Genomic DNA, 26,047 nt, shown 5'->3' with positions numbered 1-26,047 from the left:
CCACCACGCACCGACGGGGGTCTCACCTGTTCGCTTACGGCAACAGCCGACTCAGGTTGAGTAGACCCGATATTGCACTGCCCCTGTTGAACAAGCCCGAGTTCACGCCGGCATAGCTAGGACCAAAGGCACCCGGGATGCCAGTATTTGCAATGCCAGAGGTGGCGCCATTGAGAATGGTTCCACCGCTGGCCGTGTTGAAAAAGCCCGAGATAGCGGTTGACGAAGGACCGGTGGCCGTGTTGAAGAAGCCCGAAATCCCGGTACCCGAGTTGTTGAAGCCCGAGTTGACCAGGCCGCTGTTGGTGATGGCCCCGAAACCCGTGTTCACGTTCCCCGAATGCGACATGCCGGTGTTCACGGAGCCCGAATTCCCAATGCCGGTGTTCGTGTCGCCCGAATCCCAGAAGCCCGTGTTGAAGTTGCCCGCGTTCCCGAAGCCCGTGTTCTCGGCACCCGAGTTCCCGAACCCGGTGTTCAACTGACCTGCATTGCCGAAGCCGGTGTTCCCGAACCCCGCGTTCCCGAAGCCGACGTTCCCCACGCCCGAGTTCCCGAAGCCAAGGCTGTTGAAGTGGCCCGGCTGCAGGGCATTGCTGCCGGTGCTGAAGATGCCGATGTTGCCGCTGCCGGAATTGAAGAAGCCAATGTTGTTGGTGCCCGAATTACCGATGCCGATGTTGCCGCTGCCGGAGTTCAGCAGGCCCGCCAGGTTGATCCCAACCCGATTGTTACCGGTGAGGCCGATCCCGATGTTGCCGTTGCCGGTGTTGCCGAAACCGAAGTTTCCGCTGCCGGTGTTGCCGCCACCCGTGTTGTTGTTGCCGGCGTTGCCGCCACCGATGTTCCAGTTGCCGTTGTTTCCCAAGCCCATGTTGGCGTTGCCGAAGTTCCCCATGCCCACGTTCTGGCCACCGCTGGTGCCGACGCCGACGTTTCCGAAACCGATGTTTCCGATCCCGATGTTCCCGGAGCCGACGTTGTCGGTGCCCTGGTTTCCGCTGCCCAGGTTCTTGTTGCCGACGTTTCCGCCACCCAGATTGGAGCTGCCGAGGTTTCCGTCGCCGACATTGCCGCTGCCGGTGTTGCCGCCGCCCACGTTGCCGTTGCCCTTGTTGCCCAGGCCGAGGCTCGGCAGGCTGCTCAGGAATTGTTGCAGGCTCGCCGCCGTCGGCAGCTGGGCCGCCGCCGACGATGCTCCGGCGTGATAGCCGAACATCGCGGCGACATCGGTGGCCCACATCTGCTCGTAGACGCCTTCGACGGCCATGATCGCAGGTGTGTTGAGTCCCAACAGATTTGACCGAACTAGTTGCGCGAACCCGGTGCGGTTGGCCGCCACCGCCAGCGGATGGATGGTCGCGCCACGCGCGGCCTCAAACACCCCAGCGATCCCTTTGGCCTGCGCGGCCGTCTCTCGAGCTTGGGCTGAAGCGGCGCTCAAGAACCCCGCATAAGGAGCGGCCGCGGCCGCCATCGCCGCCGCCCCCGCACCCAGCCACGATTGGCCGGCCAGCCCCGAGGTAACCGACAAGAACGACGAGGCCGCCGCATCCAGCTCCAAGGCCAACCCGTCCCAGGCTGCCGCGGCGTCGAGCATCGGCGCCGAGCCGGCGCCGGTGAACATCAGCAACGAATTGATCTCCGGGGGCACCAGCGCAAAATTCACCATGATTGACCTCCCACTCGTTCCACCCGTCGGCGCCCGAGGCAACTCATTTCCCGACGTGGAATCAAGTAGTCCGTCTTAGATGCTACGACGACGGCGGGGGCCGACGCCGGTATTTGCAGAAGGCGCCACGAGCCTGAGTCGCCGCGATTGCCGAGTCGAAGGCGCTCCGCAGCCGCACGTCGACAGCTACCGGTGCGCCGGCAATCGCACATCGCCCCAATGCCTTGCAAGCCAGTCGGTCTCGCGATACGGAGTCGGCCACAACGACACGGTCAAGGAAAGACATCGGAGAATAACGATTTGCGCCGTGCGCTGGATTTGGCGCTGCAGCAAATGCCAGTGTGATGCCCGTGAGTGTTCATGTTGGCGAGCCGGCATTGGGCTCGCGCCCGCACTGGCCGGATCAGTGGCTGGATAGACCGCCGCAGCGCTGTGCCCGTGGCCATTGGTTGCTGCCGGGACACATGATCGTCGGCACCATCTCGTGCTCCTGCGGCACGCATATCTGCTGGGAATGCGAGTGCGGCGCCGCCACCTATGGGCCGGGGTTGCTCGAGACGTGCAGTCTGGTTGGCGATCTGGTGTCCACCCGGCGCTTAAGCTGACTGCCGTCGGCGTGCCCGGTAGTAGTGCAGGTAGGTCAGCGCCGGCACGACGATGAAGGTGATCACGATCAACGTGATCGAGAAGTAATTGGGCCGCCCTCGCGACGAGAAGAGCGACCCATAATCGAAGGAAACCGCAAGCACGATCGAAATCACGAACGCTACCATCGGTAAAACCTTGTCGGAGAACCAGTTTCGCGGTATTTCGGCGTACTCTTCGCGGTGCGAACGCGCCAGCGCGATCAGAGCGATGGGCACGATGATGAACTGGACGAATCGGGCGATCACCGCCAGGCCGGTCAGGTTCAAACTGTCGAATCGAAGCGCCAGCGGAAACGCAAGAGCCAGCGACGCGGTGATCGCGAAGGCGACCATCGGCACACCGAACCGATTCTTGCGCGCCAGGTAGGTGGGCAGCACGCGCCCATCGGCCAGTGCGGTCCAAAGCCGTGGTGCACCAAACGAAGCCGCCACATTGATGCCGAACATGGAAACCAGCGCCCCGATGACGACGACGGTACGGAAAGCGTTGTTTCCGATGCCCGCTGCCAGCTTCACCGTGTCGGGGGAGGCCACGATCTTCTCCGCCCCCAGCAGCATCGCGACCACCAAAGCAAGTACGTAGATTGTGCCCACCGAAAAGATCGCCACGGGAATGGCTCTGGGCAGATTGCGCTCGGGATCATGCATCTCTTCGGCGGCGTTGGCGATCGACTCGAAACCGGTGAACGCGTACAAGGCGGCGATGGTGGCAAGGGCCAAGCTGGAGGCGGTACTCGTACCAATCTGGGCAACTCCGAGCAATGAATACGCCGCCGGATGGTAAGCCGACCGAGCCGTTCCGTAGTTGTTCACATGCTGTGTGACGATGATCCAGAGCCCCCCGGCGACGAAGATCGACAGGGCGAATACCTTACCCAAGGTCGATATCCCGTTGGCCCACTTGATGACTCGGTTACCGAACAGGTTTATGGCCAAGAGCACGGCGATAAAGCCTAGAAACGTCAGCGTCTTGACACTGAGCACGTGATCTTCGTCGGCCCAATGCTTGCCGGGGAAGGTCACCCGCAACAGCGTCGAGACGAACAGAGACGCCAGCACTCCCCAAGCGATGGACGCGGTAATCGCGTGGGTGACACCGACATAGATGCCGATCCGGCGCCCGAATGCAGCAGTCGTATATGCGTAGGACGCGCCGTTGGTTTTCACGTATTGCGCCGACGTTGCGAACACCAGCGCCATGACGCCCGCGAACAGGCCGGCCAGAATGTATGCGACGGGCGCGAACGGCCCGGCTAGCTTGATCACCGCACCTGGGGTCAGAAAGATTCCCGCTCCGATGATCGCGTTGATCCCGAGCATGACCACGCTCCGGAAACCGAGCTTGTTGATCGCGCATCCTCCTGCCCGCGGGTGTTCGGCCGGCTATCGCGCTCCGTTGACACCGTTCTGTCCGAAGAGCTGCCCGGCGGTTCCGCCGTCACCCACCTTGCCCTCAGTGGTGCCGGTTCCGGCGTTGCCCCCGCCACCACCGTTGCCGACCAGTCGGGCGTTGCCGCCGTTGCCGCCGTCCCCGCCGGTGCCGGTCATCGCCATCCCGCCGGGTCCGCCCTCGCCGCCGTTGCCGAACAATCCCGCTATCCCGCCGGGTCCGCCCGCCCCGCCGTCGCCGGGCGCGGCAAACCCGCCCGACCCACCGAATCCGCCGTTGCCGCCGTCGCCGTACAGCATGCCGCCGCGTCCACCGGCACCACCGGCCCCGCCGGCGGTGCCGCTGGCGCCGCCATGCCCACCGTCCCCACCCGCACCGAACATGATCGCGGCGTTCCCACCGGCACCACCCGTTCCGGCCTTGATATGGCCGATGCCGCCGGCTCCACCGGCTCCACCGTCGCCGTACAGGAGTCCGGCGTTCCCGCCGGCACCTCCGATCCCACCATTGGCACCACTTGTCCCGCCTTCGAGATGGCCGGCGCCGCCGGCACCCCCGGTACCACCGGCACCGAAGAGCCAGCCTGCCTGGCCACCCGCGCCGCCGGCTCCGCCGTTGTCGCCCCCGGTCGCGCCGTCGCCACCAGATCCACCGGTGCCGAAGAGCAGGCCGGCCCTGCCCCCCACGCCGCCCGCTCCGCCGTCGACGCGACCGGAGCCGCCGCTACCGCCGTCGGCACCGGCACCGTAGAGCAAGCCGCCGTGGCCACCTGCGCCACCGGCGCCGCCGACGTTGTTGACGCCGAGCCCGCCGTCCCCTCCGACGCCTCCGGCGCCGAACACCCCACCTGCGCCGCCGGCACCACCGGATCCAGCGACCCCGTCCACGCCGAGCCCGCCGATGCCGCCACGCCCGCCACTGCCGAACAGGGCGGCTGACCCGCCGGCCCCGCCGGCCCCGCCGTCGATCTGTCCACTGCCGCCAACGCCCCCGGCGCCACCATTGCCGAACAACCAGCTCGACCCGCCGGCGCCCCCGGCTCCACCCTTGGTCAAGGAGGCCCCGCCGGCGCCGCCGGCTCCACCCTTTCCGAATAGGCCCGCGTCCCCGCCCTTGCCACCGGCCTGCCCGGGTGCTCCGGACCCGCCGGCCCCACCGCCGCCGAACAGCAACCCGCCAGCGCCACCATCGGCTCCGGTGCCCGGCGCGCCATTGGCGCCGTTGCCGATCAGCGGACGTCCCAGCAACGCTTGGCAGGGGGCGTTGACGGCATCCAGTAAGCCCTGCATGGTCGCTGCGTTGGACGCCTCGGCGCCGGCGTACGCGTGCGAACCCACGGCCAACGCCGCCACGAACTGTTGATGGAACGCGCCCGCCTGGGCGCTCAACACCTGAGCTTGCTGAGCGTGCGTACGGAAGACGTCCGCGACGGCAGCCGACACTTCATCGGCGGCGGCGGCCACCAGGGCCATCGTGGGCGTTGCTGCCGCGCTGGCGGCTGTCGTGACCGCTATGCCGATTTCGGACAATTCCGAAGATGCCGCAGCCAGGCTCGCTGGTAACACGATCACGTACGACATCGGCATCCCTCCTGCGACGACCGCACGACCGCGCTAGGTAAACCGATATTCTGCGGCACCCTGGGCGATGGCGTGGGCACAACGCGATCATGGCGTTATGGCCGATGACGAACTCGACAGCTTGTACTGGGCGCCGCTGGATGCTTTCACGGCGCAGCGAAAGCGATTAGCCGCAGGAGCCAAAGAACGCGGCGACGTCGACACCGCTCAACGGATCTCGGCGGCGCGCAAACCCACCACACCGGCCTGGATCGTCAATCGGCTGGTACTCACCCATCGCGACGCCCGACAGCGGCTGGTTGACCTGGGGGAACGCCTGCGCGCCGCGCACGCCACAATGGACGGCGACCAGATCCGGACCCTGTCCGTCGAGCAACACGGGCTGATCAACGAACTCGTCCGGGATGCGCTCGACGCGGCCGAAGTAGGTCAGCCCTCGGCAGCGGTACGCGACGACGTGACCAGCACATTGCAAGCCGCAGTCGCGGACCCCGAGGTTGCCGACCGGCTGGGCCGGTTGACCAAAGCCGAGCACTGGTCGGGTTTTGGCGGCTTCGGCTTCGGCGACGGCGACGGCGACGGCGACGGCGACATGAAGCCGGTCACACAGGCAGACAAGCCCGGCAAAGCCGATCGGCAACTAAGAGAGTTGAACGCGGCGGTGGCCGCCGCTCAGCGCGCCAAGGCCGACACAGATGCGGTGTTGTCAGAGCGAGAAGCCGAACGCGATGCCGCTGCGCGCCACCGCGACGAGGCTCTGGCCGGCTTGCGCCAGGCTGAGCGGGCGCTCAAGCGCAGCGAAAACAGCTATGACCAAGCACGGGAAGCCAGCCGGTCCGCGGCGGAACTGCTCGACGAAGCAAAAGCGCGGCTGCAGCGGTTAAACCGTCGATAACAGGCGGATCCCGTTGTGGTGCTTAGTATTTCACGCCTGTGCAATATCTGCTTTGACGACGGAATTCACGGTTGGCAACGCTGACCCGATACCATGCTCGATTGATGCATGAGGAAACATTTCTCAGGTTCAGAAAGGCGCAGGGGTCATGGCTGATGAATTAGTACCGCACTTCGATGATGTGCAGGCGCACTACGACCTATCCGACGACTTTTTCCGGCTGTTCCTGGACCCGACCCAGACCTATAGCTGCGCGTACTTCGAGCGCGACGACATGACGCTGGAAGAGGCCCAGATCGCCAAGATCGATCTGGCACTCGGCAAGCTGGGCCTACAGCCGGGCATGACGCTGCTCGACGTCGGCTGCGGCTGGGGCGCCACCGCGCGCCGGGCCATCGAGAAGTACGACGTCAACGTCGTCGGCCTGACCCTGTCCAAGAACCAGGCCGCCCACGTGCAGAAGATCTTCGACGAGCTGGACACTCCGCGCAGCCGGCGGGTGGAACTCAAAGGCTGGGAACAGTTCGACGAGCCCGTCGACCGCATCGTGTCCGTCGGCGCCTTCGAACACTTCGGCCACGACCGCCACGCCGACTTCTTCAAGCGCGCCTACAAGATCCTGCCGGCCGACGGCGTGATGCTGCTGCACACCATCACCGGCCTGACGATGCCGCAGATGACCGAAAGAGGGTTGCCGCTCACGTTGTGGCTGGCCCGCTTCCTGAAGTTCATCGCGACCGAGATCTTCCCGGGCGGCCATCCGCCGACGATCGAGATGGTGGAGGAGAAGTCCGCGGAGGCGGGTTTCACCCTGACCCGCAACCAGTCACTGCAGCTGCATTACGCGCGGACCCTCGACCTGTGGGCCGACGCCCTGGAAGCACACAAGGACGAGGCGATCGAGATCCAGTCCGACGAGGTCTACGAGCGCTACATGAAGTACCTGACCGGGTGCGCCAAGTTGTTCCGCGAAGGCTACATCGACGTCAATCAGTTCACCCTGGAGAAGTAGCGCGAAGCAAAACGACACCCCGCGAGCCGGCGGCCCGCGGGGTGTCGCACTGTGTGGGTGTTACTTGATGTCGAACCGATCGTTGTTCATGACCTTGACCCAGGCAGCGACGAAGTCCTCGACGAACTTGCCCTTGCTGTCGTCCTGCGCGTAGACCTCGGCCAAGGCGCGCAGCACCGAGTTGGAGCCGAATACCAGGTCGTTGGCGGTCGCCGTCCACTTCAGCTGCCCCGAGGAGCGGTCGAAGCCTTCATAGACGTTCTCGGCCGTCCCCGACGCCTTCCACTCCGTACCCATGTCGAGCAGGTTGACGAAGAAGTCGTTGGTCAACGCGCCCGGCTTGTCGGTGAACACGCCGTGCTTGCTGCCGCCGTGGTTGGCGCCCAGCGCACGCAGGCCGCCGACCAGCACCGTCAGCTCCGGGGCCGTCACACCCAGCAGGTATGCCCGCTCGACCAGCAACTGCTCCAGCGGGGCCTTCTCACCCGGCCGCACATAATTGCGGAACCCGTCGGCGCGCGGCTCGAGGACCGCGAACGACTCCACGTCGGTGTTCTCCTGCGTGGCGTCGGTGCGCCCGGGGGCGAAGTGCACCGAGATCTCATAGCCGGCGTCCTTGGCTGCCTTCTCGACGGCTGCCGACCCAGCCAAAACGATCAGGTCGGCCAGCGAGACCTTCTTGCCGCCGGAGGCCGAGCTGTTGAAGTCCTGCTGGATGCCTTCTAGCACCGGCAGCACCTTGTCCAGCTCGGAGGGCTCGTTGACCTCCCAGTTCTTCTGCGGCTCGAGGCGCAGCCGACCACCGTTGGCGCCGCCGCGCTTGTCGGTGTTGCGGTAGCTCCCCGCAGCCGACCAGGCCGTCTTGACCAGCTGAGGAACCGACAGGCCGGACGCGAGCACCTTGCTCTTCAGTGCCGCGATGTCCTGCTCGTCGATCAACGCGTGGTCGACGGCAGGAACCGGGTCCTGCCACAACTGCGGCTCGGGAATCCACGGCCCCAGGTAGCGGCTGATCGGACCCATGTCGCGGTGCAGCAGCTTGTACCACGCCTTGGCAAACGCCTCGGTGAGCTCCTCGGGATGGTCAAGCCAACGCCGGGTGATCGGGCCGTAGATTGCGTCCTCGCGCAGCGAGATGTCGGTGACCAGCATGGTCGGCGCGCGGCCTGGCCCACCGAACGGGTCGGGGATGGTGCCCGCACCGGCGCCGTCCTTCGCGGTGAACTGCCAGGCTCCGCCGGGGCTCTTGGTGAGCTCCCACTCGTAGCCGTACAGCGTCTCCAGGAAGGTGTTGTCCCACTTCGTCGGGGTGGGTGTCCAGACCACTTCCAGGCCGCTGGTGATGGCGTCCTTGCCGACGCCGCTCCCATAGGTGCTCTTCCACCCCAACCCCTGTTGCTCGATCGGGGCGGCCTCGGGCTCGGGACCGACCGGGTCCGCGCTGGCGCCATGGGTCTTGCCGAAACTGTGGCCGCCGACGATCAGCGCGGCGGTCTCTTCGTCGTTCATCGCCATCCGGCCGAACGTTTCGCGGATGTCCACCGCAGCGGCCACCGGATCCGGTTTGCCTTCGGGGCCTTCGGGATTCACGTAGATCAGGCCCATGGTGGTCGCACCGTAAGGCTGGGCGAGGTCCCGCTCGCCCGAGTAGCGCTTGTTGGTACCCAACCACTCGTCCTCTTCACCGAAGAGGATCTCCTCGGGCTCCCACACGTCTTCGCGGCCGAACGCGAAGCCGAAGGTCTTGAAGCCCATCGACTCCAACGCCACGTTGCCGGCGAAGATGATCAGGTCCGCCCAGGACAGCTTGCTGCCGTACTTCTTCTTGATCGGCCACAGGAGCCGGCGGGCTTTGTCCAGGCTTGCGTTGTCCGGCCAGCTGTTGAGCGGGGCGAAGCGCTGCATGCCCTGACCGCCGCCGCCGCGGCCGTCGTGAATGCGGTAGGTGCCTGCGGCATGCCAGCTCATCCGGATGAAGAAGCCGCCGTAGTGGCCGTAGTCGGCGGGCCACCAGTCCTGCGAGGTGGTCATCAGCGAGACCATGTCGGCCTTGAGCGCCTCGACGTCGAGTTTGGCGAACTCCTCGGCATAGTCGAAGTCCTCGCCGAGCGGGTTGGACTGCGGCGAGTGCGGGTGCAGCTTCGACACGTCGACCTGATCGGGCCACCAGTCCCGATTCGTCAAGGGCGCGTGCGACTTTGGCTTAGGGGAGGGGATCGCCGGGTTTTCGCTCTCGCTGGTGCTGGCCGTCTTGGTGTCTGCGTGGGGTGGGCGGCTGTCGGATGTATCAGAGGACACAGCATTCCTTCCGGGTGTTATTCAATCAGGCTGTGATCACGGCTGTGATCAGGCAACAGGTGTCGAGCAATCGGGGCACAGGCCCCAATAGATGACTTCGGCCTCGTCGAGGACGAAGCCATCCAAGACGTTGTTCTCGTCCGACGGGGTCAGGCACGGCGCCTCACCGACCGCACAGTCGACGTCGCCAATTACTCCGCAGGACCGGCACACGACGTGATGGTGATTATCACCGACCCTGGACTCGTAGCGGGCGACCATCCCCAATGGCTGGATCCGCCGAACCAGACCGACCGCAGTCAGTGCGTTGAGCACGTCGTAGACGGCCTGGCGCGAAACGTCGGGCAAGCCGGTCCGCACCGTCGAGAAAATCGTCTCGGTGTCGGCATGCGGATTGGCGTACACGGCTTCCAACACGGCGACCCTGGGCCGGGTCACCCGTAGATCGGCCATCCGCAGCTTTTCGGTGAAGTCCGCCGTAGAGGGCACCCCGCCACTATTACGCTCTTTTCTGGAATCAGTCAAGAGTCTACGAGGCGGGCTTCAACGCGCTGCCGTCGCGCCACTGATCCCAGCTGAGGCTCCAATCGCCATTCTGGGTGATCTTCAGCGGCGGCCCGCCGGTGTTTCGAACCTCGACGACGTCACCCGCAACGGAGAAGTCGTAAAACCATTTTGCGTTGTCGCCGTTGAGGTTCAGGCACCCGTGCGAAGTGTCAGTGTGGCCCTGTGCCCACACCGTGGCATCGAGCTGGTGCAGATAAATGCCATCGGTGCTGATCCGGGTGGCGTAGTTGATGGTCTCGCGGTAGCCGAGGCGCGAATTCTTGGGCAACCCGAATGTGGAGGAGTCCATGACGACCGGATTGCCCTTGTCCAGGACGGTGTAGACACCCGGCGGCGTCCAGAACGACAGCGTCTGCGATCCGACCGTTTCGGTCCCGCCCATTCCCATCGAGGTCGGCATGGTGCGCACCAGAGCCCCGTTGTCGTAGACGCTGACCATCTTGGTGGCATCGTCGGCGATGGCGATGTGCGCGTCCCCGATCCGGAACGACACCCGGTTGTCTTCCTGGCCGAATAGTCCGTCGCCCATGGATATTCCGTAAATCTTGGCTTCGGCGGCGACGGTCGTGGCCGGTGCGTAGTAATGCTCGGGTCGCCAATGCGCGTTCTGGCTGTCGACCCAGAACCAGGATCCCGGCACCGGCGGGTTAGTGGTCACGGTCAGCCGGCGCTCGGCGGCGGCCCGGTCGGTGATCCGCTCATCGAAGTGGGCCACGACCACAGTTCCCACCCCGTAGGTGCCCCCGTCTCGCAGCGGCGCCTCCGACGTCGTGGTGAACGACACCTTGGTCTGGTTGGACGGCCGCAGCGTGGAGAACGACGATTCTTCAGTGGTGGCAACGCCATTGGTGCCGCGGCTGGTCACCGTCAGCGTGTAGGTCCGCCCATAGCCCAGCGCGGTGGTCGTCTTCCAAACCGTGTTGTCGGGGGTCATGACGCCCTCGACTGATTTGCCGGCGTCGTTAACCATGCGGACTTCCAGCAGGGTCCCCACATCGGCTTTCGCCATCACCGGCGCCACCGGGTCGACGTCGTGTGCATTGGCAGCGGGAGTGATCGTCAGTCGCGCCGGGCCGGACGCCTCAGCGGCTCGGTGGCAGTTGCCGGTCGGGCAATGCGTCAGGGCGGCAAGCTGAACCGCGCCCACGACTCCCAGTACCACAAGGGCACCAAACAGAAGGCGACGCGGCCATCGAACATTGCTCCGGCGGCGCGGCAGCGGGGTATCAGGGTCAGATGTCATCGACCATCGGGTAGCCCGCGAACTGCAAGCCGAAACCGGCCGGTGTTAGCAACCGCCTTCGATTGGATGAAACATATTGCCACTCAAGGCAACTGACTTGGACACCACTCGTGGTCAACTGTCAAGCAGCTATCTGCCCTGAACTCGCTCAATTCAGCGCGGCCCGATGCGCCTGAAGGGGATTGTCAAGACCAGGTGATGGGGTCTTCACTAACCACCATGTTCAACTTCGGGATCGCGGCGGCGACGCGCACTGCCGTGGCATATGCGATCATCGGCCTAACCGGCGTCTGCGTCACCTCGGCATGCACCCCGGTAACCCATTCGGCGCCCTCGCTGACTCCGTCGACGACCACTAGCGCTGCTTCCACCAGTGCGCCATCGCCGTCGGCTTGGCCTGCGGCCGCCGGCGGGGTGTACGGCAACCCGGCCGCGGCCGCAAAGTATTGGCAACAGCAGTCGCTCGAGGACAATTGCGGGCTCGTCTCGGTCGCCGATGTGGTCGGTGAGCTCACCGGACGCGTTCTGACGGAGCAGCAGGTCATCACATTGGCTGAGAACACCCCTTCCCAAACCAACCCGGGACCCATCTATGCCCCCGGCAACGACCCGAGCCACACCAATGGCAATGGCGGCATCGAAATGGGGGACATCGTGGTGCTGCTCGACCATTACGGCATCAAATCCGCCATGACCGATAACACGCATGCCGATCAGACCGGTATGACCGCGCTGCAGCACTACCTCGCTGATAATCGCAAGGTCATCGCCTGGGTGAACTCCGCGATCATCTGGAACACCAGCGACCAGCGCACCAGCGCCGACCACTTTCTGGTCGTCACCGGACTGGACACCAACACCCAGACGGTCGACCTCAACGACCCAGGCGCCGACCATGCTGACGAGCAGGTATCGGTCGCCACCTTCACGAATGCGTGGAAAACCGGAGGCGACTCGATCGTCGTCACGGCGGCCGCGGCGTGAAGGGGGACGAAGCGTTTGGAATTCGGCGTCATGGTGTACAGATAGTTACAACTTCGATCCAGGGAGGCCCACGATGAAGCGAATTGCGCCCGCTATCGCGATCGCCGCGTTGCTATTCACCGGATGTTCGGCCTCAAAGGTCATCAATACCGGTGGTGACACAAAGTGCAAGGACTTCACCACGCAGGACGAGAAGAAGCAGAGCGACGAGATCAGCAAGATGCTCAAGGACAAGAACGGCAGCGATCCCAACAATGTGGAGATTTCGGCAACACGCGCCTCGGTAACGCTCTACTGCCAATCGGTAGGCAAGCCGGACAGCAAGATCTCTGAGGCGCCGCACGGCTGAGCCAGGTCCTGCCGGCGCCGGCAGAGCGACCGGATAGGTTGAGCCGATGAACGCCGACACCAGTTCGACCGAGCGGTTGTTCGCGCTGGCTGAACAGGTGAAAGGTTTCATGCCGGCCGACGAGGGGCGCACTCTCTACGACGCCGCGCGACGATATCTCGACGGCGGACTGGCGGTCGAAATCGGTACTTACTGCGGCAAATCCACGCTGCTGCTGGGCGCGGCGGCGCAGAAAACCGCCAGCGTGCTCTTCACCGTCGACCACCATCACGGGTCCGAGGAACACCAGGCCGGTTGGGAATACCATGACGCCACATTGGTCGACGAGGTCACCGGATTGTTCGACACACTGCCGACGTTTCGTCGCACGCTCGACGCGGCCGGACTGGACGATCACGTAGTTGCCGTCGTCGGCAAGTCGCCCGTGGTTGCTCGGGCGTGGCGGTCGCCGCTGCAGTTGCTGTTCATCGACGGCGGCCACAGTGAGACCGCCGCGCAGCACGACTTCGACGGATGGGCGAAATGGGTGGCCGGCGGCGGAGCCCTAGTCATCCACGACGTGTTCCCCGACCCTAAGGATGGCGGTCGGCCGCCTTATCAAATCTATTGCCGGGCAATTGATTCCGGCCAATTCCGCGAGGTCGCGGTCACCGGTTCACTGCGGGTGCTCGAACGCACCGGCGGGCAGGCCGGGGAGCCGGTCGAGGCTACCGGCTAGGCCCGGCGGCGATGCATTCGCAGTCGAAGTCGGTCTGCAGGCCTACCGGTAGGCCGTCGCCGCGGAAGATCCCGCTGCCCGGCGTCGTATCGGACAGCGCGTCTGCCGCCAGAATCATGGCGGCGCCCGTCCAGGTGGTTCGCTCTTCTGGCCAACGCTTTCCGTCGGCGAATACCAAACCCGTCCAATAGGAGCCATCGCCGTCGCGCAGATGCTGCATCGCATCGAATTGCTGGCGCGCAGCCGATCGGTGCCCGATGGTGTCCAGTGCCATCACCAGTTCGCAGGTTTCGGCGCCGGTCACCCAGGGGCGATCGACCACACACCGGATCCCGATACCGTCGACCACAAAGTCGTTCCAGCGCTGCTTGATTCGCGCAGCCGCCGCTGGGCCGCGCAGCGCGCTGCCCAGGATGGGGTAGTACCAGTCCATCGAGTAACGGTCTTTTTCGGTGAATGCCTCGGGGTGGGCGATGATCGCGTGGCCGAGCCGGCCCAGTGCCAATTCCCACTCCGGTTGCGGTTCGCCGACGAGCTCAGCCAACGCGAGCGCGCACCGGATGCTGTGGTAGATGCTGGCGTTGCCGGTCACCAACGCCTCTGGCAAGATACCATTTTCGCTTCGCGCCCAACAGATTTCACCGTAACCCACTTGCAGGTCGATGACGAAGTCGATCGCTTTGTGCACCACCGGCCACATGACCGCAGCGAATGACCGGTCGCTGGTGACCAACACGTGGTGCCAGACACCGGTGGCGATGTAGGCGCAGAAGTTGCTGTCACTGTTGGCGTCTTCGATAACTCCCGCACGCAGCTGGATGGGCCAGGATCCGTCGGGCCGCTGAGTGCGCCGGCTCCAGTCGAACGCCGCCCGCGCGTGTTCCAGGAGTCCGGCCGAGGTGAGCGCCATCGCGCATTCCACGTGATCCCACGGATCGGTATGACCGCCGTCAAACCACGGGATGGCACCCGACGATTCCTGCGCGAGGGCGATCGACGCCGCGGTCTGCCGGCATTGTTCGGGCGTGAGGACGCCGGGAACCGTCGGCGGATCAACTCGATGCAACTGAATACCCTTGCGCTGCTTGGCTTGTCACCGCTTGCGGCTTGGTGAAGTACATCGCCACACTCTTACCCACCAGCGGATTGAGCAGTGTCTCGGCGAGCTGGGTTATCTTGGGCCGGCGCATCAGATCCCATACCAGAAGCCGGTGATAGGTGGCCACCACCCGATGATCGCCATTGGACACGCCGACCGCACATTTCAGCCACCAGAACGGCGAGTGCAGTGCATGCGCGTGATGCGTGTGCGTCAATTCCATTCCACCGCGGGCGATCTTGTCCCGCAGCGCGCTGGCGCGGTAGATCCGGACGTGGCCGCCCTCGTTGCTGTGGTACTCCTCCGACAGCAGCCAGCACACCCGCTCGGGCAGCCACCGGGGCACGCTGACCGCCAGGGTGCCACCGACTTTGAGCACCCGGATCAACTCAGCGATGGCAGCGTCGTCCTGCGGCACGTGTTCCAGGATTTCGGAGGCGATGACGCAGTCGAAGGTCTCGTCGGCGTAGGGCAGCCTCAGCGCATCACCGAGTACAGCTTTGGCCGATGCCGTCGGCGGCGCTTCACCGGTCTGCGACATCGCCTGCAACATGTTTTCCACCGAACGCAATTCGGCGCCGTCGCGATCGAAGGCGACGACGTCGGCGCCGCGCCGATAAGCTTCGAAGGCATGGCGGCCGGCGCCACATCCCACGTCGATGACCTTGGTCGATGGCCCGATGCCCAGCCGGTCGAAATCGACTGTCAGCATGGCGTTTCGCCCAAGTTAGCGGCCTTGCGCGCAATCGCCCGTTCATAGACGCGCAGGGTTTGCGCCGCTACGGCTTCCCAACTGAAAACCCTGACAGCGCGAGCTCTTCCGGCGCTGCCCAGCCGGCGGCGCTTTTCCGGCGAATCCAGCAGTTCGCCGAGGGCGACGCTCAGCGCATCGACGTCGCCCGGCGGCACCAACTGCGCGCAGGCGCCGTCGGTGCCCAGAACCTCGGGCAGCGCGCCCGCCCGGCTGGCAACGATCGGGGTGCCACTTGCCATGGCCTCAACCGCAGGCAGCGAAAACCCTTCGTAGAGTGAGGGAATGCAGGCAACCTCGGCCGAAGCGAACAATGCGGCCAGGTCTTCATCGGAGAGCCCGTTGGAGATGTGGACGATGTCGGATATCCCCAATTCGGCGACGAGTTTCTCGGTGGGACCGTTGGGTTCCACCTTGGCGACCAGTCGCAACTCGAGGTCGCGCTCGACGCGCAATCGGGCGACCGCGTGCAGAAGCGTGGCTACGCCCTTGAGCGGCGTGTCGGCGCTCGCGATCGCGATGACCCGGCCGGCTTGTCTTCGACCCGATCCGGGTTGGAACAGTTGGGTATTGACTCCCAGCGGCACCACGTGCAGTTGGCCGGGGGAGACGGCGAAGTCGGAGACGATGTCGACCGCCGACGACGAGGAAACGGTCAGCAGGTCCGGGATCTGCCGGGCCACCTGTTTCTGCATACTGGAAAAGCCATACCAACGGTGCACCAACGGTTTTCGCCACCACCGCGCTGCCGCGAGATCGAGCAGACGATCACGGGTGATGGGGTGGTGCACGGTGGCGACCACCGGAAGGCCCAGCTCGGCGATGCCGAGCAGGCCGGTGCCCAGGCTTTGGTTGTCGTGGACGAGGTCGAAGTCGGCGACCCGGTCGGCGAGTAGCCGGGCGGCCCGCATGGTGAATGTCCGCGGCTCGGGAAATCCCGCGGTCCACATGGTGAGGAGTTCCAGCACGTCGATGGAATCGCGGATCTCGCTCAGGCGCGGCACTCGGAAGGGGTCGGGTTCCCGATACAGATCAAGGCTCGGCACTTCGGTCAAGCGCACCCGCGGATCGAGCAACTCGGGGTAGGGCTGACCGGAAAACACCTCCACGTCGTGCCCGAGGTCCACCAGACCGCGGCTGAGATGGCGCACATAGACGCCCTGTCCACCGCAATGGGTCTTGCTCCGGTAGGACAGCAGGGCGATGCGCATACTCAACTCTTCTCCGCTGGGGAACGACGGCGGAAGCACGTCTCAAATCCATCCCGGTGTCCGGACCCGCGAACACCGTGACAGCAAAACTGGACACCTGTCCAGACTATAGTTCGATCAGCTAACCGACGCAACGCGACCTCGCTCCGACGGTTCTCCCGGCTCCGACTCCACCACGGCGACCAGCACCCCTTCCACGACGACCGTCGCCTATCACCGCATCGTCGCAAACTACGACGACGACGATCAAAGACGAGTACCACAAGGGCCGGCTCGCCTCTGCAATCACTGATACCCACACCGGCCAAAACTCAACAGACCTCCAACGCGGGGACTGCACCTTGGCAGTGCTGTCCGTAAAACCGTATGTCGCGCGTGATGTGGACGAGCCTGCCGTGCGCCGGCAACATTTGCAGCAGGCCCAGGCGGGCCTCGCGCTATACACCTGCAACCCAGATGATTTCGGCGGGACCCCACAGCTCGTGCTGAAGGCCATTGCGCATCCGACGCAGCGCTGCAACTGTTAGCGAATTACTCTGTCGCGCCAATCCGTTGTGACACAATGCAGCCGGATGCCACATGCCGATTCTTGAAGTCCCGTTCCAGCCGCTGCGCAGCTCGCTCTACACGCCGATGGAGCTGCTGAGCGGCTTCGCCGCGGAACGGCCGGACAGCTTCGCCGAAACCGTGGACTTTCGGTCCTATCGATATTTCACCGCCAACGGCGGAGCGTGTCCCACCGATCCCTACGCAGGAATGATGCAGGCGCTGCACGACCACTCGATCATGCGCGCCCTCACCCTTTTCTTGCATAGTGTTGACTCGCCCACGGTCGCCATCATGGGTGGCCATGACGAGATTCGCGGATCGGCGAACTATTCATCCGTAGTGGACATCGCGCGGGCCCTGACACAACGCGGCTGCCTGGTTGCCAGCGGAGGCGGGCCCGGAGCGATGGAAGCCACCCACTTGGGCGCGTTGCTGGCCAGTGCGCCGGGCGACGATGTGACCCACGCACTGAAGCAATTGCAGGCGCGGCCGACGCTGCCCGAGGGCGCGTCGGCGGTGGTCTCCTGCACGGGTGCGGTCGACATCGCGATGGTGCGCCGGCTGCATGACTGGGTCAAACCCGCGTACGAGATCGCGCAAACGTTCATCGACCGTGGAGGACGCAGCATCGCGGTGCCCACCTGGTACTACGGGGGTGAGCCGCTTTCGCCGCTGGCAACGCAAGTCGCGAAGTACTTCCAGAACAGCATTCGCGAAGACATCCTGCTTTCATTGGCCGCCAACGGCATCATCTACACCGCTGGAGCAGCGGGCACGTTGCAAGAAGTGTTTCAGAATGCGGCGCAGAATTTCTATCCGCGAAACGACCAGCCGTTCGCCCCGATGATTTTTTTGGGCGAAGAATTCTGGACGGAGGAACTGCCGGTTCTGCCCGTGCTTGATGCCTTGTTCGTCGGGCGGGCGAAGTTGTCACGCCCGGAATTCGGCAGGCTGGTGCGCATCGTCGATACCGCCGAGGACGCAGTCGACGCGTTGCTGGAACATGAACCGTCAACGGCGAAGATGATGAACCGCATGCAAGCCGTGGGGTTTGGACCGCTGATGGCGGCTACCCGGCCATTGACCTGACATCTGCACGAGAAGTGTTGACGCTGAATCATTTTGTGCACCGTGCTTTGTGACGCAACAGCGCAAAACGGGCCACATCTGGAGGACTGCCGGGTACAGTTTGTTCGGCCACCGCCGCTACGAGCGGGGTAGGGATGAGCGCCGACGCGGAGGGTGGGGCACGATGAATTTTGCGGTGTTGCCGCCTGAGATCAATTCGGGTCGAATGTTCAACGGTGCGGGATCAGGACCGCTGTTGGCCGCCGCGGCGGCGTGGGATGGGTTAGCGGGTGAGTTGAATTCTGCGGCTGCCTCGTTCGAGTCGGTGACTTTCGGGCTGGCAGGTACGTCGTGGCAGGGCCCGGCCGCGGCGGCTATGACGGCCACGGCGGCTCCTTATGCAACGTGGTTAGCCGCGGCCGCGACCCAGGCCGAAACTACCGCCGGTCAGGCGCAAGCGGCGGCTTGCGCATTCGAAGCCGCGTGGGCGGCCACCGTACACCCAGCGTCGTTAGCGCTCAACAGGTCGGCCCTGGTCTCCTTGATCCGGGCAAACCTGTTGGGCCTCAACGCTCCAGCGATCGCGGCCGTCGAGGCCCAATACGAACAGATGTGGGCCCAGGACGTCGCGGCGATGTTCGGCTACTACAGCGGGGCCGCCGCGGCGGCCGCCCAGCTGACACCGTGGCAGCAGGCCCTGCAAAGCCTGCCCGGTCTGCAGGGCATAAATCTGGGCATCGGCAACATCGGCAGCTTCAACATCGGCAGCGGCAACACCGGCAGCTTCAACTTGGGCTCCGGCAATGGCGGGCCCGCCGGCGGCGGCGACAACAATGTGGGCTTCGGTAACTTCGGCTCCTTCAACATCGGTGCCGGCAACGGAAACGCTGCGTTAGGTTTCGCCGGCGCGCCCTACCCGGGCGCGGCCAGCTATAACTTCGGCACTGGCAACATCGGTCAGTTCAACTTCGGCCTGGGCAACGTCGGCACCGGCAACATCGGCTTCAGCAACGGCAACGTGGCCAGAGCCATCGACGGCATACAGTCCACATTCAATGTGGGCGTTGACAATCTGGGCAATTACAACTGGGGGTTCGGCAACCTCGGCGACGGCAACATCGGGGTCGGCAACGTCGGCAGCAACAACATCGGCATCGGGCTCACCGGCAACAATCAGATCGGCATCGGCGGGCTGAACGCCAACAATGTCGGGTGGAACGCCGGCGTGGGCAATAACGGCAGCTTCAACTTCGGCTTTGCCAACGCCGGCGACGGCAATGTCGGCCTGGCTAACACCGGGCATGGAAATATCGGCATCGGTCTCACCGGCAACAACCAGATTGGCTTCGGCGGGTGGAACTCCGGTAGCGGAAACACCGGCTTGTTCAACTCCGGAACAGACAACTCCGGCTTCTTCAACTCCGGCACCCACAACTGGGGCATCGCCAACACGGGAACAAACAACTTCGGTCTGTTCAATTCGGGTAACACAGACACCGGAATCGGGAACACCGGGAGCACGAATACCGGGTTCTGGAACGCCGGCGCCTACAACACCGGCTCCTTCAACGCGGGCAGCACCAATATGGGGCTGGTGAACGCCGGCAACGGCAACCTGGGTGCCTTCAATTCCGGCGGCACTTCGCTGTTCGGCCATAATGTGGGCTTCTTCAACGCCGGCAATCACAACGTCGGCTCCTTCAATGCGGGTTTCGGCAATGTGGGCTGGTCCAATTCCGGAATCGGCAACACAGGCGCTTTCAACAGCGGTGGCAATGGCACCGACCCAGTCTTCGGCCCGGGAATCGTCGGACAGGCGGGCAACACCGGCTTCTTCAACTCGGGCTTCACCAATACGGGTCTTTTCAACTCGGGCGACACCAACACCGGTCTGTGGAACGCGGGCGACGTCAACACCGGATTTGGCGGCACCGCCAGCAACACCGGAAACTCCGGCTTCGGGAACTCCGGCACCGGGAATTCCGGCTTTTTCAACACGGGCAACTACAGTTCGGGCTTCACCAATTCGGCCAGTGGCGGATACAGCTCGGGTTGGGGAAACTCCGGCGGTGGTGAAGACAACATCGGCTTCTTCAACGCCAGTGCTGGGGGAACCAACACCGGCTTCTTCAACCATGGTGCCGATGGCTTGCAGGTCGGCTTCTTGAATTCGGGCAACCACGTCATCGGCTTGATGAACTCGGGTTACTACAACACCGGTTTCTTCAACTCGGGCGAACACAGTTCGGGCATGGGTAACACCGGCGGGATGAACAACTCGGGCTTCGGGAATTCGGGCGGCTCGGACTCGGGTGGATTCAACTCCGGGTCCGGGGAGTCGGGTTTCTTCTAGGCGCGCGTAACTAACCGGTTACCGCCATTTTTCCGTATTGCAGTTTGCGGCCGCTCGGACTGTACTGAGGAAGCCGTCAACGCCAACAAGAAAGGGCGTTCAGATGTTTTCACCTCGCTGGCTTGCCAGACTTGCTGTCCCTGTGATGGTCGGCGCTGCCCTGACCACGGGCACTGCGATCGCACTCGCCGACAGCACCGATGACACGTTTATTTCCAAGATGCACCAGCTCGGATTCTCCTGGCCGGCCGGGGACGACTCGGACATCATCGCCATGGGGCACCAGATTTGCGCCGATCGCATGGCCGGAAAGACGCCTGACCAGATCGCCCAGGACATTCACACCACCTTGGGCGCGAAGGGCATCTCGTTTGCCGATGTCACTTCCATGGTCAGTGCCGCCGAATCAACCTATTGCCCCGGCTAGGCCCTGAATCCTTCAGTATCCCAACATGTTTGAGCGACGCGGTCTCAGGCCGCGCTGATCGTGACCGTGCCGTCGGCGTTGTGGTGCATGTACTGCGGGCAGTAGGACTGCACCGAGTCGACCACGAACACCAGCGAGTTCTGCTCGCTCATGCCGGGGTTGTCCTTGACCAGCTGCGCGCTGATTGCGCTGGGCTTCGTGCCCTCGCCAAGCGCGACGCATACCTTGTGGCCCACCTTGATGGCGGCCTGCGGGTTGCTCACGGTGATCCCTTGCTGCTGCAGGGTGGCGACGAACTGGTCGTCGACGGAGCTGGCGTTGGCGGTTCCGAACGAGAGCAGGGTGGCTAGGCCGACGGTCCCGGCGACCAGGGCGGTGCCGGCGACGGACTTGGTGACGCGGGTGGTGAACATGGTGGTGGTGGTTTCCTTCAAAGCGTTGGGGACTTGCTGGTGAGATAACAATCGGCCCGCCGCCTCCGCAGATTCTTAACAAATCCTTTGAACCGGTGTGATGTCCGCGCGCCAGCCCCCAAAAGCGGCAAGTATGGCGGTGCCCGTGCGTTTGCTCGGGCGTTGCTGGTTACCGATACGTGAAAACCCAGCTGCCGAGACGGGCATCTCGTTACGCTTAGGCGCACACCTGGTCGGCGATTGAGGGGGAAGGGGCGGAGTGTCACTTCTGGTCGTGGCTCCCGAATATCTGATGTCGGCGGCATCGGATTTGGAGAGCATCGGGTCCGCGCTCGCTGCGGCGAACGCGGCGGCCGCCGCGCCGACCACCGGAATCGCGGCCGCCGCTACTGACGAGATTTCGACCGCGCTGTCGCAGCTTTTCGCCGGATTCGGGCAGGAGTATCAGGCCCTCAGCATCCAGGTCAATGCCTTCCAGCAGCAGTTTGTGCAGTCCTTGAACTCGGCCGTTGGGTCGTATCTGGCGACAGAGATTGCGGTCACAGCACCATTGCTGGCCGCGATCAATGCACCGACCGAGACATTGCTGGGGCGTCCGCTGATCGGCGACGGCGCCAACGGTACGGCTGCCAGTCCGAATGGCCAGCCCGGTGGGCTGTTGTACGGCAACGGCGGCACCGGTTATTCGCCGACGACGGCGGGGGTAGGCGGCGGCGCCGGCGGCGCGGCTGGGCTGATCGGCAATGGGGGAGCGGGAGGAACCGGAGGTACCGGCGCGGCCGGCGGTCCCGGCGGTCCCGGCGGGTGGCTGTTGGGCAACGGCGGCACCGGCGGACCCGGCGGTGCATCGCCCACGGTCGGCGGCAACGGTGGCGCTGCGGGTGCGGCGGGTCTGATCGGCAATGGCGGCACCGGCGGCTACGGCGGCATCGGCGCCGGTGGGATCCGCGGCTTCGGCGGTACCGGCGGCCACGCCGGCTGGCTGGCGGGCTACCCCGGGCCCAGTGGGCTCGGTATTGACGGCAGAACCGCGCTGATGCACGTCAACGCGGGTACCGAGCCGGCGGTGAACCTGTCCGTCAACGGCGGACCGAGTATCCAATCCCTCGTCGACACCGGCTCCGAGGGCCTCGTCGTCACACCCACTGCCTTTGGCGGTCCGCTGGGCGTTTTGCGCCTGGGTCTGCCCAGCTCGTTCGGCATCAGCGGCTACAGCGGCGGACTGACCTATATATATGCGACCTACAACATGCCGGTCGATTTCGGCAACGGTGTCGTCACCGCGCCGACGCCGGTCAACGTGGTGTTGCTGTCCTTCCCCCAGACTTTCGAAGGGTATTTCGCTCCCGCCGGCGTCACCAGCGTGCTGGGTATCGGCCCCAACGCCGTGGGTCCCGGCCCGAGCAGTCCGACGACGGCCTTGGGCGGGGACCTCAATCAGGGTGTGCTGATCGACCAGCAAGGGGGAAAGCTGCATTTCGGTCCCAACACGGGATCACCGCGGGTCGAAGTACCGGGAGCGCCGATCAGCACGGTGAACGTCAGCATCAATGGCGGCCCGCAGCAAGCCGTTACGGCGATCATCGACTCCGGTGGCGTCACCGGAACCATGCCGTCCTACCTACTCGGCAATGGTCAAAGCTCGGGACCGCTGCCGGCGGGAACAGTCATCAACGTGTACACAAGCGACGGTTCGACGCTGCTCTATCACTGGGTGACGAGCGCGGGCTACACCCCAACTGTGACGACCGGCAGCACCATGAACACCGGGAACTTCCCGTTCGCGACTCAACCGATCTATATCAGCAACGCGCCCGGCGGAACCGGCACCACGATCTTCAACAACTGAACCCGGATTAAGTCTCTGTATGCGGCGTCGGGCTCTGCATGGACTCCCACTTCGACTGCAGCGACCTCTTGACCGTGCTACCTGCCGCAAGATCGAGAGCGAAGGTTTCGCCGCCGTCGCCTTCGAGCGTGAGCAGGTAGCCGGCGTCGGCGGCGTCCTTGAACACCACCTTGTAGTGCCGTTCACCAGAGCCACGGTTCACCGTGATGATGTCGCCGGGGGATACGTCGTCGATTGGGGCGTTGCCGGTAACTTCAGACATACCGTCGACGGTAATCGACGGGGTGCTACCCGCGTTGTGGCGCTTGACCCACCTTGTTGGCCGCGAATGTCGCTGCCTGGGTTGTCATCCCGGATTCGACATACGAGACATGCGCCGCGAAGCTGCCTCCGCCGGTGCAGATGAAATCGTCGGCGGCACACATGTTGACGGTCTTTGCGCTGTACAGCGGGCTGATGGTGGGCAGCGGCTGGCCGCCCCACAACATGCTGGAGAATCCGCTGCTTGGTTCGCCGAACAGCGCGACCGCGGCCACGTGATCGGCGACCTGGGACGGCAGCGCTGCGGTGGCCAAGTCGATCACCGTCGCGCCCTGGGAATAGCCGCCCAGCACCAGCTTGGTGTTCGGACAGCTGGCGACGGTCTGCTGAATGTAGGCGCTGGCATCGTCGGAACCGCTTGCCGCGCTGTTGTGGTAGTCGTCATTGGCGGGGTAGTTCACCGCGTAGACCCCGACTGAGCGTCCTGCGAGCTGGGAGGTGAGCGAGTCGCTGAACGCCTGGCCGACATTGCCGAGACCGGGTTCCTGATGGGTGCCACGAGCGAAAACCACCGCGACGTCCGAACATGGATCGGCAGCAGCGGTTGGGGCGAGCGCGAGCGGCGCGCTCAAGAGCGCCCAACTCATCGCCACCGAGCTACCAACGATGCGGGCAAGCCTGCGAACAGTCATCCGGACATGCTGACACATAACCGCCGGACACCGTCGGCGCCATCCGGACGCGGGCGGCGCCGGATTCGTCTCGTATGATGCGCGGCTCGCTGTCAGCGGGCAACGGCCCACTCACCCGTAGACGTTGAAAAGTACGACGCACTACCGACTTTCGGGATACGGTGTGCGTCGACCCGAGAGGTATCCGGGTTGATCGAGCGCAAACCAAACTTCCGAGCCGTTGGGGTGGCAAATGTCCTTTGTGATGGCAGCACCGCAGGTGCTGGAAACGGCGGCAACCGATCTGGCGAGTCTCGGTTCGGCACTGAGCGCGGCCAATGCGGCGGCAGCGGCCCCGATTACGGCGCTCTCGGCCGCAGCCGAAGACGAGGTGTCATTAGCGATCGCGGCCCTTTTCTCCGGGCATGCCGAGGGGTATCAGGCGCTCAGCGCCCAGGCGACGGCGTTTCACCAGCGGTTCGTCCAGGCATTGACCGCCGGCGCGAGCGCCTATGCCAGCGCCGAAGCCGCTAATGCCTCGCCATTGCAGGCCCTGCTCGACGCGGTAAACGCGCCGAGCCAGGCATTGACCGGACGCCCGCTGATCGGCAACGGCGCCAACGCAGCGCCCGGAACCGGCAATAACGGCGGCGACGCCGGCTGGTTGCTCGGCGACGGCGGGGCCGGTGGGTCGGGCACACCCGACACGGTGGGTACCGGCGGCGGAACGGGGGGCAGAGGCGGGGCTGCCGGACTGTTCGGCAGCGGAGGCGCCGGCGGGGCCGGTGGGTACTCGGCGGGTGGAAACGGCGGAACCGGCGGCGCCGGCGGAACCGGCGGGTTGGTCTGGGGCAGGGGCGGCGCCGGCGGTTTGGGAGGCCCAGCGCTGGGCGGCACCGGAAGTGGTGGCAACGGAGGAGCGGGCGGGGGCGCCGGCTTGTTCGGAGCCGGTGGCGCCGGCGGCGCGGGCGGCCCCGGGGTACTTGTCGGCTTCAACGGTGGCACCGGCAACGGCGGTGCCGGCGGCCTCGGCGGCAACGGCGGCCTGCTATTCGGCACCGGCGGCGGCGGCGGCGATGGCGGCAACGGCCCGCTAGGTGCCGGCGGCGCAGGGGGCTCCGGCGGCAGCGCCGGCCTGCTGTTCAGTTCCGGCGGATCCGGCGGGGACGGCGGGTTTGGCGCAATCGCCGGCGGTAGCGGCGGAAGTGGCGGCGTTGCCAGCGTGCTAGCCGGCAATGGCGGAGCCGGCGGGGCAGGCGGAGTCGGCAACGCCCAGGGCGGTGCCGGAGGCACCGGCGGGCACGCTCTGCTGTTCGGAAACGGCGGGATCGGTGGGGTCGGCGGGGCAGCACTGGCTGGCGGTATCGCCGGCAACGGCGGCAACGGCGGCGTAAGCGGCATCTTGCTAGGAAATGGAGGTGCCGGCGGCGCCGGCGGGCAAGGCGCAGTGTTGGGCGGGACAGGCGGCGTCGGCGGTAACGCCGTGCTGTACGGCAACGGCGGCAATGGCGGCAACGCCGGAACCGGCCCCACCGCGGGCACCACCGGCGCCGGTGGCGCCGGCGGCGCGCTCTTGGGCGCCGACGGATTCAACGCGCCGGTCAGCACTTCACCCGTGCACATCTTGCAGCAGGAGGCGCTCGCCGCCGTCAATGCACAGAGCCAGGCTCTGCTGGGACGTCCACTCATAGCTAATGGCCTGCCCGGGACGCCCGGGACTGGTCACGACGGCTTGCCCGGCGGAATTCTGTTCGGCGACGGTGGCGCCGGCGGGTCGGGTGGTTCCGGACAAAACGGCGGGGCCGGCGGTGCCGCCGGACTCCTGGGCACCGGCGGCGCGGGCGGTGCCGGATGGGGCTCGTTCAGCGGCGGGACCGGCGGGAATGGCGGCACCGGCGGAGCCGGCGGCTGGTGGTTCGGTGACGGCGGAACCGGTGGGAGCGGCGGGTTCGCAGACACTACGGCCGCATTGGCCGGGGGGGTCGGCGGGGCCGCCATTGCCGCCGTTGCCGTACAGCACGGCGTTACCGCCGACGCCGC

Annotated in this window: 22 protein-coding genes; 10 read left to right on the top strand and 12 right to left on the bottom strand. The window is 65.1% G+C overall.

The features are described 5' to 3' along the window. Positions 1-34: 34 nt before the first annotated feature. The 3 genes from AWC27_RS19365 to AWC27_RS19355 all read right to left on the bottom strand — a co-directional run bounded on the left by AWC27_RS19365 (position 35) and on the right by AWC27_RS19355 (position 5,289). Positions 35-1,672 (bottom strand): PPE family protein, encoded by a 1,638-nt coding sequence (locus AWC27_RS19365; RefSeq protein ID WP_085671970.1) that lies wholly within the window; start codon positions 1,670-1,672, stop codon positions 35-37. A gap of 596 nt (positions 1,673-2,268) precedes the next feature. Then, on the bottom strand, positions 2,269-3,669 hold the full coding sequence (locus AWC27_RS19360; RefSeq protein ID WP_264078947.1) for an APC family permease: 1,401 nt from the start codon (positions 3,667-3,669) through the stop codon (positions 2,269-2,271). 33 nt (positions 3,670-3,702) lie between these two features. Beyond that, complete coding sequence (locus AWC27_RS19355; RefSeq protein ID WP_085672000.1) at positions 3,703-5,289, bottom strand: PE family protein; 1,587 nt, start codon at positions 5,287-5,289, stop codon at positions 3,703-3,705. Positions 5,290-5,386: 97 nt separating this feature from the next. Between AWC27_RS19355 and AWC27_RS19350 the strand changes: the two genes are divergently transcribed. Together AWC27_RS19350 and mmaA2 are read left to right on the top strand one after the other, a co-directional pair. Next, complete coding sequence (locus AWC27_RS19350) at positions 5,387-6,184, top strand: hypothetical protein (RefSeq protein ID WP_085671999.1); 798 nt, start codon at positions 5,387-5,389, stop codon at positions 6,182-6,184. 148 nt (positions 6,185-6,332) lie between these two features. Further along, positions 6,333-7,196, top strand: a complete 864-nt coding sequence (gene mmaA2, locus AWC27_RS19345; RefSeq protein WP_085671968.1) for a cyclopropane mycolic acid synthase MmaA2 — start codon at positions 6,333-6,335, stop codon at positions 7,194-7,196. A 60-nt stretch (positions 7,197-7,256) separates the two neighbouring features. On the opposite strand, the gene katG is transcribed toward mmaA2, so the two are convergent. From katG to AWC27_RS19330, 3 genes are all read right to left on the bottom strand, one after another. Then, positions 7,257-9,494: a catalase/peroxidase HPI gene (katG, locus tag AWC27_RS19340; protein ID WP_085671967.1), complete on the bottom strand. Its 2,238-nt coding sequence runs from the start codon at positions 9,492-9,494 to the stop codon at positions 7,257-7,259. A gap of 48 nt (positions 9,495-9,542) precedes the next feature. Further along, positions 9,543-9,947 carry a Fur family transcriptional regulator gene (locus tag AWC27_RS19335; RefSeq protein ID WP_276075070.1) on the bottom strand — a complete coding sequence of 135 codons (405 nt, stop codon included), beginning with the start codon at positions 9,945-9,947 and terminating at the stop codon, positions 9,543-9,545. 76 nt (positions 9,948-10,023) lie between these two features. After that, on the bottom strand, positions 10,024-11,304 hold the full coding sequence (locus AWC27_RS19330; protein WP_085671965.1) for a L,D-transpeptidase: 1,281 nt from the start codon (positions 11,302-11,304) through the stop codon (positions 10,024-10,026). Positions 11,305-11,502: 198 nt separating this feature from the next. Between AWC27_RS19330 and AWC27_RS19325 the strand changes: the two genes are divergently transcribed. The 3 genes from AWC27_RS19325 to AWC27_RS19315 all read left to right on the top strand — a co-directional run bounded on the left by AWC27_RS19325 (position 11,503) and on the right by AWC27_RS19315 (position 13,355). Continuing rightward, a complete protein-coding gene (locus AWC27_RS19325) occupies positions 11,503-12,288 on the top strand; it encodes a C39 family peptidase (protein ID WP_245847281.1) in 786 nt (261 codons plus the stop codon). A gap of 73 nt (positions 12,289-12,361) precedes the next feature. Then, entirely contained in the window at positions 12,362-12,637 is a 276-nt protein-coding gene (locus AWC27_RS19320; protein WP_083112732.1) for a hypothetical protein, read from the top strand. 46 nt (positions 12,638-12,683) lie between these two features. Further along, entirely contained in the window at positions 12,684-13,355 is a 672-nt protein-coding gene (locus AWC27_RS19315) for a class I SAM-dependent methyltransferase (RefSeq protein ID WP_085671963.1), read from the top strand. Here AWC27_RS19315 and mmpH read toward each other — a convergent pair. From mmpH to manT, 3 genes are read right to left on the bottom strand one after another with little or no spacing between them, the layout of a single operon-like run. Then, a complete protein-coding gene (gene mmpH / locus AWC27_RS19310; RefSeq protein ID WP_085671962.1) occupies positions 13,345-14,421 on the bottom strand; it encodes an MMP endo-(1,4)-3-O-methyl-alpha-D-mannosidase in 1,077 nt (358 codons plus the stop codon). The two genes, AWC27_RS19315 and mmpH, sit on opposite strands and share 11 nt — an antisense overlap. Further along, positions 14,408-15,166 carry a class I SAM-dependent methyltransferase gene (locus AWC27_RS19305; RefSeq protein WP_085671961.1) on the bottom strand — a complete coding sequence of 253 codons (759 nt, stop codon included), beginning with the start codon at positions 15,164-15,166 and terminating at the stop codon, positions 14,408-14,410. The genes mmpH and AWC27_RS19305 overlap by 14 nt, the downstream gene beginning before the upstream one ends. Continuing rightward, complete coding sequence (manT, locus tag AWC27_RS19300; RefSeq protein WP_085671960.1) at positions 15,160-16,416, bottom strand: MMP alpha-(1->4)-mannosyltransferase; 1,257 nt, start codon at positions 16,414-16,416, stop codon at positions 15,160-15,162. The genes AWC27_RS19305 and manT overlap by 7 nt, the downstream gene beginning before the upstream one ends. A 579-nt stretch (positions 16,417-16,995) precedes the next feature. Between manT and AWC27_RS19295 the strand changes: the two genes are divergently transcribed. The 3 genes from AWC27_RS19295 (at position 16,996) to AWC27_RS19285 (ending at position 20,813) form a co-directional block, all read left to right on the top strand. Next, entirely contained in the window at positions 16,996-18,054 is a 1,059-nt protein-coding gene (locus AWC27_RS19295) for an LOG family protein (protein ID WP_085671959.1), read from the top strand. A gap of 163 nt (positions 18,055-18,217) precedes the next feature. Next, complete coding sequence (locus AWC27_RS19290) at positions 18,218-20,386, top strand: PPE domain-containing protein (protein ID WP_085671958.1); 2,169 nt, start codon at positions 18,218-18,220, stop codon at positions 20,384-20,386. A gap of 145 nt (positions 20,387-20,531) precedes the next feature. Continuing rightward, positions 20,532-20,813: a DUF732 domain-containing protein gene (locus tag AWC27_RS19285; protein ID WP_245847279.1), complete on the top strand. Its 282-nt coding sequence runs from the start codon at positions 20,532-20,534 to the stop codon at positions 20,811-20,813. A gap of 44 nt (positions 20,814-20,857) precedes the next feature. Here AWC27_RS19285 and AWC27_RS19280 read toward each other — a convergent pair whose 3' ends face one another. Further along, a complete protein-coding gene (locus AWC27_RS19280) occupies positions 20,858-21,226 on the bottom strand; it encodes a DUF732 domain-containing protein (protein ID WP_139837095.1) in 369 nt (122 codons plus the stop codon). 259 nt (positions 21,227-21,485) lie between these two features. Here AWC27_RS19280 and AWC27_RS19275 point away from each other — a divergent pair, with 259 nt between their 5' ends. Then, entirely contained in the window at positions 21,486-23,075 is a 1,590-nt protein-coding gene (locus AWC27_RS19275; protein ID WP_085671955.1) for a PecA family PE domain-processing aspartic protease, read from the top strand. Between the two features lie 7 nt (positions 23,076-23,082). Here AWC27_RS19275 and AWC27_RS19270 read toward each other — a convergent pair whose 3' ends face one another. Together AWC27_RS19270 and AWC27_RS19265 are read right to left on the bottom strand one after the other, a co-directional pair. Continuing rightward, the gene (locus tag AWC27_RS19270; RefSeq protein ID WP_085671954.1) at positions 23,083-23,337 is read right to left on the bottom strand and encodes a hypothetical protein; all 255 of its coding nucleotides are present in this window, start codon (positions 23,335-23,337) and stop codon (positions 23,083-23,085) included. Positions 23,338-23,362: 25 nt separating this feature from the next. Further along, positions 23,363-24,028, bottom strand: a complete 666-nt coding sequence (locus AWC27_RS19265) for a cutinase family protein (protein WP_085671953.1) — start codon at positions 24,026-24,028, stop codon at positions 23,363-23,365. 232 nt (positions 24,029-24,260) lie between these two features. Here AWC27_RS19265 and AWC27_RS19260 point away from each other — a divergent pair. Continuing rightward, on the top strand, positions 24,261-26,047 hold a 1,787-nt coding region (locus AWC27_RS19260; protein ID WP_139837094.1), incomplete at its 3' end, for a PE family protein.

The organism is Mycobacterium szulgai (genome assembly GCF_002116635.1).
Classification (GTDB): Bacteria; Actinomycetota; Actinomycetes; order Mycobacteriales; family Mycobacteriaceae; genus Mycobacterium; species Mycobacterium szulgai.
The sequence above is the reverse complement of the archived record's forward strand: the minus strand, read 5'-3'. Positions and strand labels throughout refer to the sequence as shown.